Below are 15841 nucleotides of genomic sequence, written 5' to 3' on the forward strand. Positions count from 1 at the left end.
CCATCTGCGCCGCACCAGTGATCATGTTCTTCACATAGTCAGCGTGGCCCGGGCAGTCTACGTGTGCGTAGTGACGAGTCGGGGAGTCGTACTCAACGTGAGAAGTCGCGATGGTGATACCACGCGCTTTCTCTTCCGGAGCGTTATCGATCTGATCGAATGCACTCGCAGAACCTGTACCCCAAACTTCGTGACATACACGAGTCAGAGCGGCGGTCAGTGTGGTCTTACCATGGTCAACGTGACCAATGGTGCCAACGTTCAAGTGCGGTTTACTACGGTCAAATTTTTCTTTAGACACGGTTACACCTCTTCCTGTTTCTTAAGTCCTGGGGATCAACCCTGTTTAATGATCGCTTCGGCAATGTTCGAAGGAGCTTCAGAATAACCTGCAAACTCCATCGCATAAGACGCCCGGCCTTGCGTAGCAGAACGCAGGTCGGTGGCGTAACCGAACATCTCCGACAACGGAACTTCGGCACGGATGACTTTACCGGCCGGTGATTCATCCATACCCTGGATCAAGCCGCGGCGACGGTTAAGGTCACCCACGACGTCACCCATGTACTCTTCCGGGCTCACAACTTCGACCTTCATCATCGGCTCAAGCAACGCAGGGTTAGCTTCAAGAGCACCCTTCTTCATTGCCATGGAACCGGCGACTTTGAACGCCATTTCGTTGGAGTCAACATCGTGGTATGAACCGTCGTACAGCGTGGCCTTGATGCGCAGCAGCGGATAACCGGCCAGACAGCCGTTCTGCATCTGCTCTTCAATACCCTGCTGGACCGCCGGGATGTATTCCTTCGGAACAACACCACCAACGATTTCATTCACGAAGATAAAGTTTTCGCCATCTTCGTCATCCAACGGCAGCGGCTCAAGCTTGATCTTGACGTGACCGTACTGACCACGACCACCAGACTGACGAACAAACTTACCTTCGACATCCACTGCTTTACGGATGCGCTCGCGGTAAGCTACCTGCGGCTTACCAATGTTGGCTTCAACCTTGAACTCGCGACGCATACGGTCAACGATGATGTCCAGGTGCAGCTCACCCATACCAGAGATGATCGTCTGACCGGACTCTTCGTCGGTCTTGACCCGGAATGACGGATCTTCCTGAGCCAGCTTGCCCAGTGCAACACCCATCTTCTCCTGATCGGCCTTGGACTTCGGCTCAACGGCCACAGAAATAACCGGCTCCGGGAATTCCATGCGCTCGAGAATAATCTTGTGATTCTCGTCACACAGGGTATCACCGGTGGTAACGCTCTTCAGACCGATGGCAGCGGCGATATCGCCAGCCAGCACTTCCTTGATCTCTTGACGATCCTTGGAGTGCATCTGAACCATACGACCAACACGCTCTTTCTTACCCTTCACAGAGTTGTAGACCGCGTTGCCGCTTTCCAGCTTACCGGAGTAAACACGGAAGAAGGTCAGCGTACCTACGAACGGGTCGGTGGCGATCTTGAACGCCAGCGCCGCGAACGGAGCATCGTCATCAGCCTGACGAGTCTCTTCGGTGCCGTCTTCGTCGACTTCACCGCGGATCGCCTTAACTTCGTCCGGTGCCGGCAGGAACTCGATCACGGAGTCCAGAACTGCCTGTACACCCTTGTTCTTAAACGCAGAACCGCAAGTAGCCAGGACAATCTCGTTAGCCAGCGTACGCATACGCAGACCTTTCTTGATGTCCTCGATGCTCAGGTCACCCTCTTCCAGGTAACGCTCCATCAGCTCTTCGTTGGCTTCGGCAGCCGCCTCAACCATCTGCTCGCGGTACATGGCAACTTCTTCAACCATTTCTGCCGGAACGTCGCGCTGGTCGTAGGTAGCACCGGCGTCGTCTTCGTTCCAGTAGATTGCCTTGTTCCGGATCAGGTCGACGATGCCTGCGAAGTTATCTTCGGCACCGATCGGCAGCTGGATGGGAACACAGTTCGCGCCCAGACGGTTTTTGATCTGGTCAACTACGCGCAGGAAGTTAGCGCCGGCACGGTCCATCTTGTTGACGAACACCATGCGGGGAACTTCATACTTGTTGGCCTGACGCCATACAGTCTCGGACTGCGGCTCTACACCAGAGGAACCACAGAATACGACGACCGCACCATCCAGAACACGCAAGGAACGCTCTACCTCGATGGTAAAGTCAACGTGCCCCGGGGTGTCGATGATGTTGATCCGGTGTTCAGGATACTGCTTGTCCATGCCCTGCCAGAAACAGGTCGTCGCAGCAGAGGTAATGGTGATACCACGCTCCTGCTCCTGCTCCATCCAGTCCATGGTAGCCGCACCATCATGAACTTCACCGATCTTGTGGGAAATACCTGTGTAGAACAGGACCCGCTCGGTGGTTGTGGTTTTGCCCGCATCAACGTGCGCACAAATACCAATGTTTCTGTAACGCTTGATAGGAGTCTTGCGTGCCACTGTATTAACCTCGGCTGTTTAGAAACGGAAGTGAGAGAACGCTTTGTTGGCTTCTGCCATGCGATGAACGTCTTCGCGCTTCTTAACCGCAGAACCTTTGCTGTCGGCGGCATCCAGAATCTCACCGGCCAGACGTTGCGCCATGGACTTCTCACCGCGCTTCCGCGAGTATTCTACGAGCCAGCGCATAGCCAGCGCGTTCTGACGGGAAGGCCGTACTTCTACAGGCACCTGGTAAGTAGCACCACCCACACGACGGGACTTAACTTCGACCATCGGCTGGATGTTTTCCAGGGCCTTCTCGAACATGTCGATCGGCTCTTCCTTAGACTTGTCGGCAACGATATCGAGCGCGCCATAAACAATGCGCTCCGCTACGGATTTCTTGCCGCTTTCCATCACGTGGTTGATGAACTTGGCAAGCCGTGCACTGCCGAACTTCGGATCCGGGATAATTTCCCGTTTTGCTGCAACTCTTCTTCTAGGCATCGATAAGCCCTTCTATTTAAAGGTCTTCAGGAACCCCTGAGATAGCATCTGCTACTCAGCCTTACTCTTACCGTTCTGACAAGCAACGATAAAAGACACCCGTCTGGGACATTAGGACTTGGGTCGTTTTGCACCGTACTTGGAGCGGCCCTGCTTACGGTTTTGAACACCCTGGGTATCCAAAGTACCGCGAACAGTGTGATAGCGCACACCCGGAAGGTCTTTTACTCGACCGCCACGGATCAGCACAACACTGTGCTCCTGAAGGTTGTGACCTTCACCACCAATGTATGACGAAACCTCGAAGCCGTTAGTCAGACGAACACGGCACACTTTACGCAGTGCTGAGTTCGGCTTCTTCGGCGTTGTGGTGTATACACGAGTGCATACACCACGGCGCTGAGGACAGGCCTGAAGAGCAGGAACATCGCTCTTGGCTACCTTGCGCTTACGAGGCTTACGCACCAACTGATTAATCGTTGCCATGTAAGCAAACTCCAAAAAACCATATCAATGAAACTTACCCCCAATGCAGGGGGTAAAATTTAAGGGACGCAAGTGTAAGCCTGCGCCCCTGGCCAGTCAAGATGACTGATCTCTTTTTAACCACCTCACGGGTAGGTATCTACCCGGAGGTGGCGCACCAGCTCAACTTAGCTTTCGCGGTTGAGTTCAGCACTCAGAGCTTCTTCCACGTCGGCTGCAGTCACGCCCTGGGAATCCAGTTCGCGCTTGCGACGACGCTCCGCGTGGTAGGCAAGGCCGGTTCCCGCAGGAATCAGTCGACCAACCACAACGTTTTCCTTCAGGCCGCGCAGGTAATCCCGCTTGCCGGTCACCGCACCTTCGGTCAGGACACGCGTGGTCTCCTGGAACGAAGCGGCTGAAATGAACGATTCAGTTGCCAGTGACGCTTTGGTGATACCGAGCAGCAGACGGTCGAAACGCGCCGGTTCTTTATCGCCAGCGTTGGCCTTCTCGTTCTCTTCCAGCACCTGGGTGATTTCCACCTGGTCGCCAGACAGCAACGTGGTGTCACCCGGATCGGTGATCTCAACCTTCCGCAGCATTTGTCGAACGATAACCTCAATGTGCTTATCGTTGATGACAACGCCCTGCAGACGGTAGACGTCCTGGATCTCGTTGGTGATGTACTTGGCCAGCTCGACCACACCCAGCAGACGCAAAATGTCGTGCGGGTTGGACGGACCGTCCGAAATCACCTCACCCTTCTCAACCGTTTCACCTTCGAAGACGTTGAGCTGGCGATGCTTGGGAATAAGCACTTCGTAGGCATCACCGTCTTTCGGAGTGATTACCAGGCGCTTCTTGCCCTTGGTTTCTTTACCGAAGGAAACCATGCCGCTGATTTCAGCAAGAATGGACGACTCTTTCGGACGACGGGCCTCGAACAGGTCGGCAACCCGCGGCAGACCACCGGTGATGTCACGAGTCTTCGAGCTCTCCTGCGGAATACGGGCAACCACGTCACCCAGCTCGATGCGCGCACCGTTGGCCATGGTGACCAGGGCGTTTGCCGGCAGGAAGAACATCGCGGCACCGCCACCTGGCAGCTCAACGTCGTTTCCGTTCTCGTCGAGCATCTGGATAGCCGGACGAATGTCCTTACCAGCAGCCGGACGCTCCTTCGGATCGATAACTTCCATGGTCGAAAGACCGGTCAGCTCGTCGGTCTGGGTACGGACAGTGATGCCCTGATCCATGTTGACGAACTTAGCAGTACCTTCGGCCTCGGCAATGATCGGGTGGGTGTGCGGATCCCACTTGGCTACAGCAACGCCTGCTTCAACAGTGTCGCCGTGCTTGACCGACAGAACCGCGCCGTAGGGCAGCTTGTACCACTCACGCTCACGACCTTGCTCGTCGGCAATGGCCAGGGCGGAAGAGCGGGAAACCACAACCAGCGAACCGTTGGTCTTCTCGATCGACTTCAGGTTGTGCAGACGAACGGTGCCGCCGTGCTTGACCTGAATGTTATCAACCGCGGATGCCCGGCTTGCCGCACCACCGATGTGGAAGGTACGCATGGTCAGCTGGGTACCCGGCTCACCGATGGACTGGGCGGCGATAACACCGACCGCCTCACCGACGTTGACCCGATGGCCACGCGCCAGATCCCGGCCGTAACACTTCGAACAGATGCCGTGACGGGTATCACAGGTAATCGCAGAGCGTACCCATACTTCGTCCACACCCGCGCGTTCCAGCGACTCAACGGTTTTCTCGTCGAGCAGCGTTCCGGCGGTGACAACAGCGTTGTCTTTGTCGGTCGGGGTAAAGGCATCGCGTGCCGTTACCCGGCCAAGGACACGATCACCCAGTGGCACAACAACGTCGCCGCCTTCGATGTGCGGTGTCATCAGCAGGCCTTCGTCGGTACCGCAGTCTTCTTCGGTAACAACCAGGTCCTGGGAGACGTCAACCAGACGACGAGTCAGGTAACCGGAGTTCGCGGTCTTCAGAGCGGTATCCGCCAGACCCTTACGAGCACCGTGGGTCGAGATGAAGTACTGGAGTACGTTCAGACCTTCACGGAAGTTCGCGGTGATCGGCGTCTCGATGATGGAACCGTCCGGCTTGGCCATCAGACCACGCATACCGGCCAGCTGACGAATCTGCGCCGCGGAACCCCGTGCGCCGGAATCGGCCATCATGTAGACCGAGTTGAACGACTCCTGCATCAGGTACTCGCCGTCCTCGCCCTTCACAGGCTTGCCATCAGGACCGATAACCTGTTCTTTCGCCAGGCGCTCCATCATGGCCTTGGACACTTTGTCGTTGGCCCGGGACCAGATATCGATAACCTTGTTGTACTTCTCGCCCTGGGTCAGCAGACCGGACGCGTACTGGGTCTCGATGTCCTTCACTTCCTCGGAAGCTGCATCAACCAGCTCGTACTTCTCCGGCGGAATCTCGAAGTCATTGAAACCAATCGAGATACCGGAAACGGTCGCGTAGTGATAACCCATATACATGAGCTGGTCGGCGAAGATAACGGTGTCTTTCAGACCCGCATCCCGGTAACAGGTGTTGATCAGGTTCGAGATCGCCTTCTTGACCATCGGCTTGTTAACCAGCTCGAAGGACAGACCGTCAGGAACGATATCAAACAGCAGAGCCCGACCGACGGTGGTGTCTACGATGTTGTAGGCGTGAGAACGTGATCCGTCCTCAGCGATCGCAACCTCTTTGACACGAACCTTGACCTTGGCCTGCAGATCCACCTTGCCAGCGCCGTAAGCGCGATGCGCTTCCTTGACGTCAGCAAAGGTCATGCCCTCACCCTGCGCACTTTCACGCTCACGGGTCATGTAGTAAAGACCCAGTACCACGTCCTGGGACGGCACGATGATCGGCTCACCGTTGGCCGGCGACAGCACGTTGTTGGTCGACATCATCAACGCACGCGCTTCGAGCTGTGCTTCCAGGGTCAGCGGCACGTGAACGGCCATCTGGTCACCGTCGAAGTCGGCGTTGTAGGCCGCACAAACCAGTGGGTGCAGCTGGATAGCCTTACCTTCGATCAGAACCGGCTCGAACGCCTGGATACCCAGACGGTGCAGTGTCGGCGCCCGGTTCAGCATGATCGGGTGCTCACGGATGACTTCGTCCAGAATATCCCAGACTACGCCTTCCTCACGCTCAACCATCTTCTTGGCGGCCTTGATGGTGGTCGCCAGGCCACGGTGCTCCAGCTTGGAGAAGATAAACGGCTTGAACAGCTCCAAGGCCATCTTCTTGGGCAGACCACACTGGTGCAGACGCAGGTATGGACCGACCACGATAACGGAACGACCGGAGTAGTCGACACGCTTACCCAGCAGGTTCTGACGGAAACGACCCTGCTTACCCTTGATCATGTCAGCCAGGGACTTCAGCGGGCGCTTGTTGGTGCCAGTGATGGCACGGCCGCGACGACCGTTGTCCAGCAGCGCGTCGACCGCTTCCTGTAGCATCCGCTTCTCGTTGCGCACGATGATGTCCGGAGCGTTGAGCTCCAGCAGGCGCTTGAGACGGTTGTTACGGTTGATCACCCGACGGTAAAGGTCGTTCAGGTCGGAGGTGGCGAAACGACCACCGTCCAGCGGTACCAGCGGACGCAGATCCGGCGGCAGCACTGGCAGCACGGTCATAACCATGTCGCCCGGCTTGTTGCCAGAATAAAGGAACGCCTCAAGAATCTTCAGACGCTTGCTGAATTTCTTGATCTTGGTCTCGGAGTTGGTCTGCGGGATTTCTTCACGCAGGGAATCAACTTCGGCCTGCAGATCGATGCCCTCGAGCAGCTCCTTGACGGCCTCGGCGCCCATACGCGCGTCGAATTCGTCACCGAACTCTTCCAGCGCTTCGTAATACTGCTCGTCGTTCAGCAGCTGGCCACGCTCAAGGGTGGTCATACCCGGATCGATCACGATGAACGATTCGAAGTACAGCACGCGCTCGATGTCACGCAGCGTCATGTCCAGCATCAAACCGATGCGGGACGGCAATGATTTCAGGAACCAGATGTGAGCAACCGGGCTGGCCAGCTCGATGTGGCCCATACGCTCCCGGCGAACACTCGCCAGCGCTACTTCTACGCCACACTTCTCGCAGATAACACCGCGGTGTTTGAGGCGCTTGTACTTACCGCACAGGCATTCGTAGTCTTTGATTGGGCCGAAAATCTTGGCACAGAAAAGACCGTCACGCTCCGGCTTGAAGGTACGGTAGTTAATGGTCTCAGGCTTCTTCACTTCACCAAAAGACCATGAGCGAATCATGTCAGGCGATGCCAGTCCGATACGGATGGCATCAAATTCCTTGCTTTGGTTCTGGCTCTTGAGAAGATTCAGCAAATCTTTCATCAGTAAAAGCTCCGGATGGCGTTAATCTCGGGCGGGCACACGAGGTGCCCGCTCACGCTGCCAAAAACAATTCGGCTCACTCGGATTCCAGCTCGATGTCGATACCCAGCGAGCGGATTTCCTTGACAAGAACGTTGAAGGATTCGGGCATGCCCGGCTCCATGCGATGATCGCCATCGACAATGTTCTTGTACATCTTGGTCCGACCGTTCACGTCATCAGACTTAACGGTGAGCATTTCCTGCAGCGTATACGCCGCACCGTAAGCCTCAAGGGCCCACACTTCCATCTCACCGAAGCGCTGGCCACCGAACTGAGCCTTACCACCCAGCGGCTGCTGGGTAACCAGGCTGTAGGAGCCGGTGGAACGAGCGTGCATCTTGTCGTCGATCAGGTGGTTCAGCTTCAGGATATACATGTAGCCAACAGTCACCGGACGATCGAACGCATCACCGGTACGGCCGTCGTACAACATGGTCTGCCCGGTTGTGCTCAGGCCAGCCAGCTCAAGCATACGCTTGACTTCGGCTTCCTTGGCTCCGTCGAATACCGGTGTTGCCATCGGTACGCCGCCACGGAGGTTGTGGCACATTTCCAGGATTTCCTTGTCGGTCAGAGAATCCAGATCCACCTTGAACACTTCATCAGAGTGGTTGTAGATCTCATCCAACAGCTTTCTCAGTTCTGCGATCTTGCGCTGCTCGTCCAGCATCTGGCTGATACGCTCACCCAGACCCTTGGCCGCGGCGCCCAGATGCGTCTCAAGCACCTGACCTACGTTCATCCGCGAAGGAACACCCAGCGGGTTCAGAACCACGTCAACCGTGTTGCCGAACTCGTCGTAAGGCATGTCTTCAATCGGCATAACCGATGAAATAACACCCTTGTTACCGTGACGACCGGCCATCTTGTCACCCGGCTGGATACGACGCTTGATCGCGAGGTATACCTTGACGATCTTCAGGACGCCCGGAGCGAGGTCGTCGCCCTGCTGCAGCTTGCCCTTCTTGTCGTCAAACCGTTCTTCGTGCTCCTTCTTGCGATCTTCCAGACCCTGCTCGGACTTCTCCAGCAGTTCGTTCAGGCCGTCGTCCTTCATACGCAGCTTGAACCAGTCTGAGCGCGGCAGCTCGGCCAGGTAGCTTTCTTCCAGTGTGGCGCCCTTTTTCAGCCCCGGACCACTGATGACTTCCTGCCCTTTCAGCGCGTTCATCAGACGCTCAAAGGTGGCACCCTCAACAATGCGGTACTCGTCCTTCAGGTCCTTACGGTACTGGTCCAGCTGCTCTTTCTCGATGGACTGAGCGCGCTGGTCCTTCTCGATACCGTCGCGAGTGAAGACCTGTACGTCGATGACCGTACCGCGGGTACCAGTTGGCACCCGTGACGACGTGTCCTTCACGTCGGAAGCCTTCTCACCAAAGATGGCACGCAGGAGCTTCTCCTCCGGAGTCAGCTGGGTCTCGCCCTTCGGCGTGACCTTGCCGACCAGGATGTCACCTGCGCCAACTTCGGCACCAATGTACACAATCCCGGACTCGTCCAGCTTGGACAGCGCACTTTCACCAACGTTCGGAATATCCGCGGTGATTTCTTCGCTACCCAGCTTGGTATCCCGAGCCACACAGGTCAGTTCCTGGATGTGGATGGTGGTCAGGCGATCTTCCTGTACCACTTTCTCGGAAATGAGGATGGAGTCCTCAAAGTTGTAACCGTTCCAGGGCATGAACGCGATGCGCATGTTCTGACCCAGAGCCAGCTCACCCAGATCAACGGACGGACCGTCAGCCAGCACGTCGCCGCGGGCAATGACATCACCCTGACGAACGATCGAACGCTGGTTGATGCAGGTGTTCTGGTTCGACCGGGTGTACTTGGTGAGGTTATAGATATCCACACCCGCATCACCGGCCTCAGTTTCGGCGTTGTCGACGCGAACCACGATACGGGCCGCATCGACACTCTCAATTACACCGCCACGGCGAGCAGTAACACAGACACCAGAGTCCTGAGCCACTGTCCGCTCAACACCGGTACCAACCAGCGGCACCTGTGAACGCAGAGTCGGCACAGCCTGACGCTGCATGTTCGCGCCCATCAAGGCCCGGTTAGCGTCGTCGTGCTCGAGGAACGGAATCAAAGACGCAGCTACCGACACAACCTGGCGCGGCGATACGTCCATGAAGTTAACGCTTTCCGGCGGTGTAACCGTAAATTCGTTCTGGTGGCGAACCGTTACCAGCTCATCGGTGAGACGCTTGGTCTTGTCGTCCATGGCAGCACTGGCCTGGGCGATGACGTAGTTGCTCTCTTCGATGGCGGACAGGTAAACCACTTCGTCGGTTACCACACCCTCAACAACTTTCCGGTACGGACTCTCGAGGAAGCCGTAGGAGTTGGAGCGGGCGTAAGTTGCCAGCGAGTTGATCAGACCGATGTTCGGACCTTCCGGAGTCTCGATCGGGCACACACGGCCATAGTGGGTCGGGTGTACGTCACGGACTTCGAAGCCAGCACGCTCGCGGGTCAGACCACCTGGCCCAAGCGCAGAAATACGACGCTTGTGGGTGACTTCTGACAGCGGGTTGTTCTGGTCCATAAACTGGGACAGCTGGCTTGAGCCAAAGAACTCTTTGACCGCAGCCGCAACCGGCTTGGCATTGATCAGATCCTGCGGCATCAAGCCTTCGCTTTCAGCCAGGCTCAGACGCTCGCGCACGGCGCGCTCGACCCGCACCAGACCAACGCGGAACTGGTTTTCGGCCATTTCACCAACGCAACGAACACGGCGGTTACCCAGGTTGTCGATATCGTCGACATTGCCCTGACCGTTACGGATATCGATCAGCGTCTTCAGAACATCAATGATGTCCTCGTGCGTCAGGATGCCTGCACCGGTGCTCTCTTCGCGACGCAAGCGACGGTTCAGCTTCATCCGACCAACAGCAGACAGGTCGTAGCGCTCTTCGGAGAAGAACAGGTTGTTAAACAGGTTCTCAGCCGACTCTTTGGTGGGCGGCTCGCCAGGACGCATCATGCGATAGATCTCGACCAACGCTTCCAGCGGCGTGCGGGTCGGATCGATACGCAGGGTGTCTGACATGAAAGGACCGCAGTCCAGGTCGTTGGTGTACAGAGTTTCAATCTCGGTAACACCCGCGTCCAGAATCTTGGTAACCAGCTCTTCCGTCAGCTCGGAGTTGCACTCAACCAGCACCTCACCGGACTTGGTATCAACCATGTCCTTGGCCAGAACACGGCCATACAGGTACTCAGTGGGCACTTCCAGCTCGCTGATGCCAGCCTTTTCAAGCTGCTTGATGTGGCGCGCGGTAATCCGGCGGCCTTCCTCAACAATAACCTTGCCGTCATTGTCTTTAATGTCGAAGGTCGCGATGTCGCCACGCAGACGGCTCGGAACCAGCTCCAGCTTGCACACTTCCGCGCCCAGGCTGAACTTACTGGTTTCAAAGAACGTTTCCAGCATCTGCTCAGAGGTGTAGCCCAGAGCGCGCAGGAGAATTGACGCCGGCAGTTTACGACGACGGTCGATACGAACGAACACGGAGTCCTTCGGATCGAACTCGAAGTCCAGCCAGGAGCCACGGTAAGGAATCACCCGGGCCGAATACAGCAGCTTACCGGATGAGTGGGTCTTACCCTTGTCATGATCAAAGAATACACCGGGCGAACGGTGCAGCTGGGAAACGATAACACGCTCGGTACCGTTGATAACGAAGGTACCGTTTTCAGTCATCAGGGGCATTTCGCCCATGTAGACTTCCTGCTCTTTAATGTCCTTGATCGCCTTGTTGGACGATTCCTTATCGTAAATGATAAGGCGGACTTTCACGCGCAGCGGTGCTGCGTAGGTTACGCCCCTAAGCTGGCATTCCTTGACATCAAAAACCGGCTCGCCAATACGGTAACTCACGTATTCGAGCGCGGCGTTGCCAGAGTAACTGACAATCGGGAATACGGATTTGAATGCTGCGTGAAGACCGGTTTCCCGACGGTCCTCAGGAGCGGCTTCCATTTGGAGGAAGTCCCGGAATGAATCCAGCTGAATAGACAGCAAATAGGGGACGTCCATCACGGAAGGCAATTTACTAAAATCTTTGCGAATCCGCTTTTTCTCAGTGTAGGAGTAAGTCATCTGCATTCCCCAGCTTTAGACCTGATACCTGGTATCAAGAAGCAACCATTGTTCTGCTTCGGGGCCGAATTGCTCGGCATATCGCGCCGTCTTGAACAAGACTCTGGCTGTAGGTTAAAGATCCGACATCGACCTGTAATTGCTCACCAGACTCTATAGCATATACAACAAACAGAAAAAGGCCGGTGGCACGAGGCCACCAGCCTATCCATGCTTAATGCACGGTTTCGATCAACAGCCGACTCTTACTTGAGCTCAACAGAAGCGCCTGCTTCCTCAAGCTTCTTCTTGGCTTCTTCAGCGTCGTCTTTGCTAGCAGCTTCCTTGATAACGGAAGGTGCGCTGTCGACCATTTCCTTAGCTTCTTTCAGACCCAGGCCGGTCAGTTCACGAACGGCCTTGATTACGTTGACTTTCTTCTCACCAGGACCGGTAAGAACAACGTCAAATTCGGTCTGCTCTTCAGCAGCGGCGGCTTCGCCACCAGCAGCTGCAGGTGCAGCAGCTACGGCTGCAGCGGCAGATACACCGAACTTCTCTTCCATTGCTTCAACAAGCGCAACTACGTCCATTACGCTCATTTCTGCGATTGCGTTCAAAATGTCTTCGTTAGACAGAGCCATGACTTTCTCCCAAAAATATAAAAAATGGTGTTCAACAGAATCAAGCAGCTTCTTGCTTCTGGTCGCGAACTGCCGCTACAGCACGAGTCACTTTCGAAGGAACTTCGTTCAGTGTCCGTGCCAGCTTGGTGATCGGTGCCTGTGTAACTGCGGCCAGCATCGTCAACGCTTCGTGACGTGTTGGCAGCTTGGCAAGGCGATCAATCTGGTCTGCACCCATCAGCTCTCCGCCGACGGCCAGTGCCTTGATCTCAAACGCCTCTTTCTCCTTGGCAAAATCCTTGAGCAGACGTGCTGCTGCGCCCGGATCTTCCATGGAGAATGCCAAAATGGTCGGGCCTACTAGAGCCTCATCGATGCACTCGAACTCAGTACCACGAATCGCGATCTTTGCCAGGTTGTTACGAACAACCTTCAAAACCACGCTTTCAGCACGAGCCTTGGCACGAAGAGCCGTCATGTCACCAGAAGTGACACCACGGTAGTCAGCCATTACCACAGACAGAGCACCACCGGCAGTCTCGTTGACTTCAGCGACGATCGCTTTCTTGTCTTCGAGTCTAATTGCCACTGGATTTCTCCTCGATTTCGCCGGGGTTATCCCGGCAAACCCATCATTGCCCTTGCGGGCGCCTTAACGGTGTTTGGGTTCAGAGAGAACGTCTTCACACCGTCTGCGCAGGCGTTGCTTTAACCCTTGCGACCCTCCGCAAGCAGAGGGCCTCGGGGGCCTGCGGTCTTTGACAGCCTTGGCTTCCGCCTAGACTACAAAGTAACTACCGTTCAGAGGATCAGATTGCCAGACCGCTCTGATCGATAGTCAGACCAGGACCCATGGTCGAAGAAACGGTGATCTTCTTGAGATACACGCCCTTCGCCGATGAAGGCTTGGCCTTTTTCAGATCTGCGATCAGCGACTCAAGGTTTTCCTTGATGTTCTGCGCAGAGAATTCAACGTTACCCAGCGGAGCGTGGATAATGCCGTTCTTGTCGGTGCGGTAGCGAACCTGACCGGCCTTGGCGTTCTTCACCGCGGTCTCAACGTCAGGAGTTACCGTGCCAACCTTCGGGTTCGGCATCAGGCCACGGGGACCCAGGATCTGGCCCAGCTGACCAACAACACGCATGGCGTCCGGAGTGGCGATAACCACGTCGAAATCCATGTTGCCTTTCTTAACTTCTGCTGCCAGATCGTCCATGCCAACGATGTCTGCACCAGCTGCCGTCGCCTTATCGGCATTGGAACCCTGGGTAAACACAGCGACACGTACGGTCTTGCCGGTACCATGAGGAAGAACGGTGCTGCTACGAACCACCTGGTCCGATTTACGCGCATCAACCCCGAGGTTTACAGCAACATCTACCGACTCTTTGAACTTGACGTTCTGACCCAGTTCAACCAACAGGGCAACAGCCTCGTCTACGGAGTAGGCACGGGTAGCATCGACTTTTTCACGAATCAGCTTTTGACGCTTGCTCAGCTTTGCCATGTTATAGGCCCTCCACGTTCAGGCCCATGCTACGGGCAGTTCCTGCAATGGTACGAACCGCTGCGTCCATATCGGCTGCAGTCAGATCGGGCTCTTTGGTCTTGGCAATTTCTTCCAGCTGCTCGCGAGTAACGGTGCCAACCTTCTCCGTGTTCGGACGGCCAGAACCGCTCTTGATACCAGCTGCCTTTTTCAGCAGAACCGGTGCAGGCGGAGTCTTGGTAATAAAGGTAAAGCTGCGATCACTGTATACTGTGATAACAGTCGGAATCGGCAGACCAGGCTCCATGTCCTGAGTCTGGGCGTTAAACGCCTTACAGAATTCCATGATGTTTACGCCGCGCTGACCCAGAGCCGGACCAACGGGGGGACTCGGGTTAGCCTTGCCGGCAGCAACCTGAAGCTTGATGTACGCTTCGATCTTCTTTGCCATGATTCATCTCCTGTGGGTTCAAACGCCTCTCGGCTCCCCTGTGGTTAATCCTGCCAATAGCAGACACAAAAAGCCCGCGTCGCCAGAGCGCGCGAGCTTTCAGCTTATTGACTGCCGCTTAATCCTTCTCAACCTGCCCAAACTCCAGCTCTACCGGAGTTGAACGGCCGAAAATCAAGACAGCAACCTTGACTCGACTCTTGTCGTAGTCGACTTCTTCCACAACGCCATTGAAGTCCGCAAACGGGCCTTCAACAACCCTGACAATTTCGCCTGGCTCAAACAGAGTCTTAGGCTTCGGTTTCTCGGCGCCACTTTCAACGCGACGGAGAATCGCCTCAGCTTCACGCTCAGTGATTGGAGCTGGCTTATCCTTGGTGCCGCCGATAAAACCAAGAACCCGCGGCGTGTTCTTAACAAGGTGCCACGTAGCGTCGTCCATTTCCATCTGCACGAGTACGTATCCCGGGTAGAACTTGCGCTCACTCTTGCGCTTCTTACCCTCTCGCATTTCGACAACTTCTTCGGTCGGGACCAGGATCTCGCCGAACTTGTCTTCCATGCCGTCTAGCGCAACGCGCTCCTTCAGAGTGCGCATTACGTGCTTTTCGAAGCCAGAATACGCATGAACGACGTACCAGCGCTTAGCCATTGCCCACTCCTGTTTAACCGATAAATCCGGCGACCAGCATACTGATCAGCGAATCCATACCCCACAACAACAATGCCACCACTAGAACAAACACCACTACAATCACAGTGGTTTGAACCAGCTCGGGCCTGGTAGGCCAAACTACCTTCCGGATCTCGACGCGCGCCTCTTTAAGAAGCGTGGCAAAACGACGACCACGATCGGTCTGAAGCGCCACCAAAGCGGCCACGATCGAAAGCCCTACGAGAGCCAGAACACGATACAGTAGGGACTCAGCACTGAAGTACTGGTTCCCGACCACACCGATGGCGATCAGAACGAAAACAACCAGCCATTTCACTGCATCGAAACGGCTGGCTGATTGAACGGCTTTTGACTCCATAGGAATCAACTTATGTATCCGGATGTTAAAAAATGGCAGGCCAGGAGGGAATCGAACCCCCAACCTGCGGTTTTGGAGACCGCTGCTCTGCCAATTGAGCTACTGGCCTGCACCGAAACTACACAGTGCACTTTCTTCGAGTCTATTACTCGATAATCTTGGCGACCACGCCGGCACCCACGGTACGACCACCTTCGCGAATCGCGAAGCGCAGGCCATCTTCCATGGCGATCGGAGCGATCAGGGTAACGCTCATCTTCACGTTGTCACCCGGCATAACCATTTCCACGCCTTCCGGCAGTTCAC

General features: G+C 55.7%; 13 protein-coding genes and 1 tRNA gene. All 14 read right to left on the reverse strand.

The features are described from left to right. The coding region (locus FGO67_RS16865; protein ID WP_338039590.1) for a GTP-binding protein at positions 1–301 on the reverse strand (301 nt) is incomplete at its 3' end. Positions 302–336: 35 nt separating this feature from the next. Continuing rightward, positions 337–2442: an elongation factor G gene (gene fusA, locus FGO67_RS16870; protein WP_203301816.1), complete on the reverse strand. Its 2106-nt coding sequence runs from the start codon at positions 2440–2442 to the stop codon at positions 337–339. Between the two features lie 18 nt (positions 2443–2460). Then, positions 2461–2931 (reverse strand): 30S ribosomal protein S7, encoded by a 471-nt coding sequence (gene rpsG, locus FGO67_RS16875; protein ID WP_203301817.1) that lies wholly within the window; start codon positions 2929–2931, stop codon positions 2461–2463. Between the two features lie 111 nt (positions 2932–3042). Beyond that, a complete protein-coding gene (gene rpsL, locus FGO67_RS16880; protein ID WP_012139854.1) occupies positions 3043–3417 on the reverse strand; it encodes a 30S ribosomal protein S12 in 375 nt (124 codons plus the stop codon). 167 nt (positions 3418–3584) lie between these two features. Continuing rightward, complete coding sequence (gene rpoC / locus FGO67_RS16885) at positions 3585–7799, reverse strand: DNA-directed RNA polymerase subunit beta' (RefSeq protein WP_203301818.1); 4215 nt, start codon at positions 7797–7799, stop codon at positions 3585–3587. A 76-nt stretch (positions 7800–7875) separates the two neighbouring features. Then, positions 7876–11955, reverse strand: a complete 4080-nt coding sequence (gene rpoB, locus FGO67_RS16890) for a DNA-directed RNA polymerase subunit beta (protein ID WP_203301819.1) — start codon at positions 11953–11955, stop codon at positions 7876–7878. 245 nt (positions 11956–12200) lie between these two features. Continuing rightward, positions 12201–12578, reverse strand: coding sequence for a 50S ribosomal protein L7/L12 (gene rplL, locus FGO67_RS16895; RefSeq protein ID WP_007154024.1), 378 nt, complete (start codon positions 12576–12578; stop codon positions 12201–12203). 40 nt (positions 12579–12618) lie between these two features. Beyond that, the gene (gene rplJ / locus FGO67_RS16900) at positions 12619–13149 is read right to left on the reverse strand and encodes a 50S ribosomal protein L10 (RefSeq protein WP_203301820.1); all 531 of its coding nucleotides are present in this window, start codon (positions 13147–13149) and stop codon (positions 12619–12621) included. Between the two features lie 220 nt (positions 13150–13369). Beyond that, the gene (gene rplA, locus FGO67_RS16905; protein ID WP_203301821.1) at positions 13370–14068 is read right to left on the reverse strand and encodes a 50S ribosomal protein L1; all 699 of its coding nucleotides are present in this window, start codon (positions 14066–14068) and stop codon (positions 13370–13372) included. 1 nt (position 14069) lies between these two features. Continuing rightward, complete coding sequence (rplK, locus tag FGO67_RS16910) at positions 14070–14501, reverse strand: 50S ribosomal protein L11 (protein WP_041343263.1); 432 nt, start codon at positions 14499–14501, stop codon at positions 14070–14072. Positions 14502–14619: 118 nt separating this feature from the next. Next, positions 14620–15153 carry a transcription termination/antitermination protein NusG gene (gene nusG / locus FGO67_RS16915; RefSeq protein ID WP_041343260.1) on the reverse strand — a complete coding sequence of 178 codons (534 nt, stop codon included), beginning with the start codon at positions 15151–15153 and terminating at the stop codon, positions 14620–14622. Between the two features lie 13 nt (positions 15154–15166). After that, the gene (gene secE, locus FGO67_RS16920; protein ID WP_138442238.1) at positions 15167–15535 is read right to left on the reverse strand and encodes a preprotein translocase subunit SecE; all 369 of its coding nucleotides are present in this window, start codon (positions 15533–15535) and stop codon (positions 15167–15169) included. Positions 15536–15568: 33 nt separating this feature from the next. Next, a tRNA-Trp gene (locus FGO67_RS16925) sits at positions 15569–15644 on the reverse strand. A 36-nt stretch (positions 15645–15680) separates the two neighbouring features. Then, a partial coding sequence (locus FGO67_RS16930) for an EF-Tu C-terminal domain-related protein (protein ID WP_476738614.1) occupies positions 15681–15841 on the reverse strand: 161 nt, incomplete at its 5' end.

This window comes from Marinobacter sediminum (genome assembly GCF_016820575.1).
GTDB lineage: Bacteria > Pseudomonadota > Gammaproteobacteria > Pseudomonadales > Oleiphilaceae > Marinobacter > Marinobacter sediminum.

Bases quoted from the DNA above. Each gene is read 5' to 3' on its own strand.
- nusG (WP_041343260.1), bottom strand. From the start codon at position 15,153: ATGGCTAAGCGCTGGTACGTCGTTCATGCGTATTCTGGCTTCGAAAAG.
- secE (WP_138442238.1), bottom strand. From the start codon at position 15,535: ATGGAGTCAAAAGCCGTTCAATCAGCCAGCCGTTTCGATGCAGTGAAA.
- rpoB (WP_203301819.1), bottom strand. From the start codon at position 11,955: ATGACTTACTCCTACACTGAGAAAAAGCGGATTCGCAAAGATTTTAGT.
- rpsL (WP_012139854.1), bottom strand. From the start codon at position 3,417: ATGGCAACGATTAATCAGTTGGTGCGTAAGCCTCGTAAGCGCAAGGTA.
- rplK (WP_041343263.1), bottom strand. From the start codon at position 14,501: ATGGCAAAGAAGATCGAAGCGTACATCAAGCTTCAGGTTGCTGCCGGC.
- rpoC (WP_203301818.1), bottom strand. From the start codon at position 7,799: ATGAAAGATTTGCTGAATCTTCTCAAGAGCCAGAACCAAAGCAAGGAA.
- rplA (WP_203301821.1), bottom strand. From the start codon at position 14,068: ATGGCAAAGCTGAGCAAGCGTCAAAAGCTGATTCGTGAAAAAGTCGAT.
- rplL (WP_007154024.1), bottom strand. From the start codon at position 12,578: ATGGCTCTGTCTAACGAAGACATTTTGAACGCAATCGCAGAAATGAGC.
- rpsG (WP_203301817.1), bottom strand. From the start codon at position 2,931: ATGCCTAGAAGAAGAGTTGCAGCAAAACGGGAAATTATCCCGGATCCG.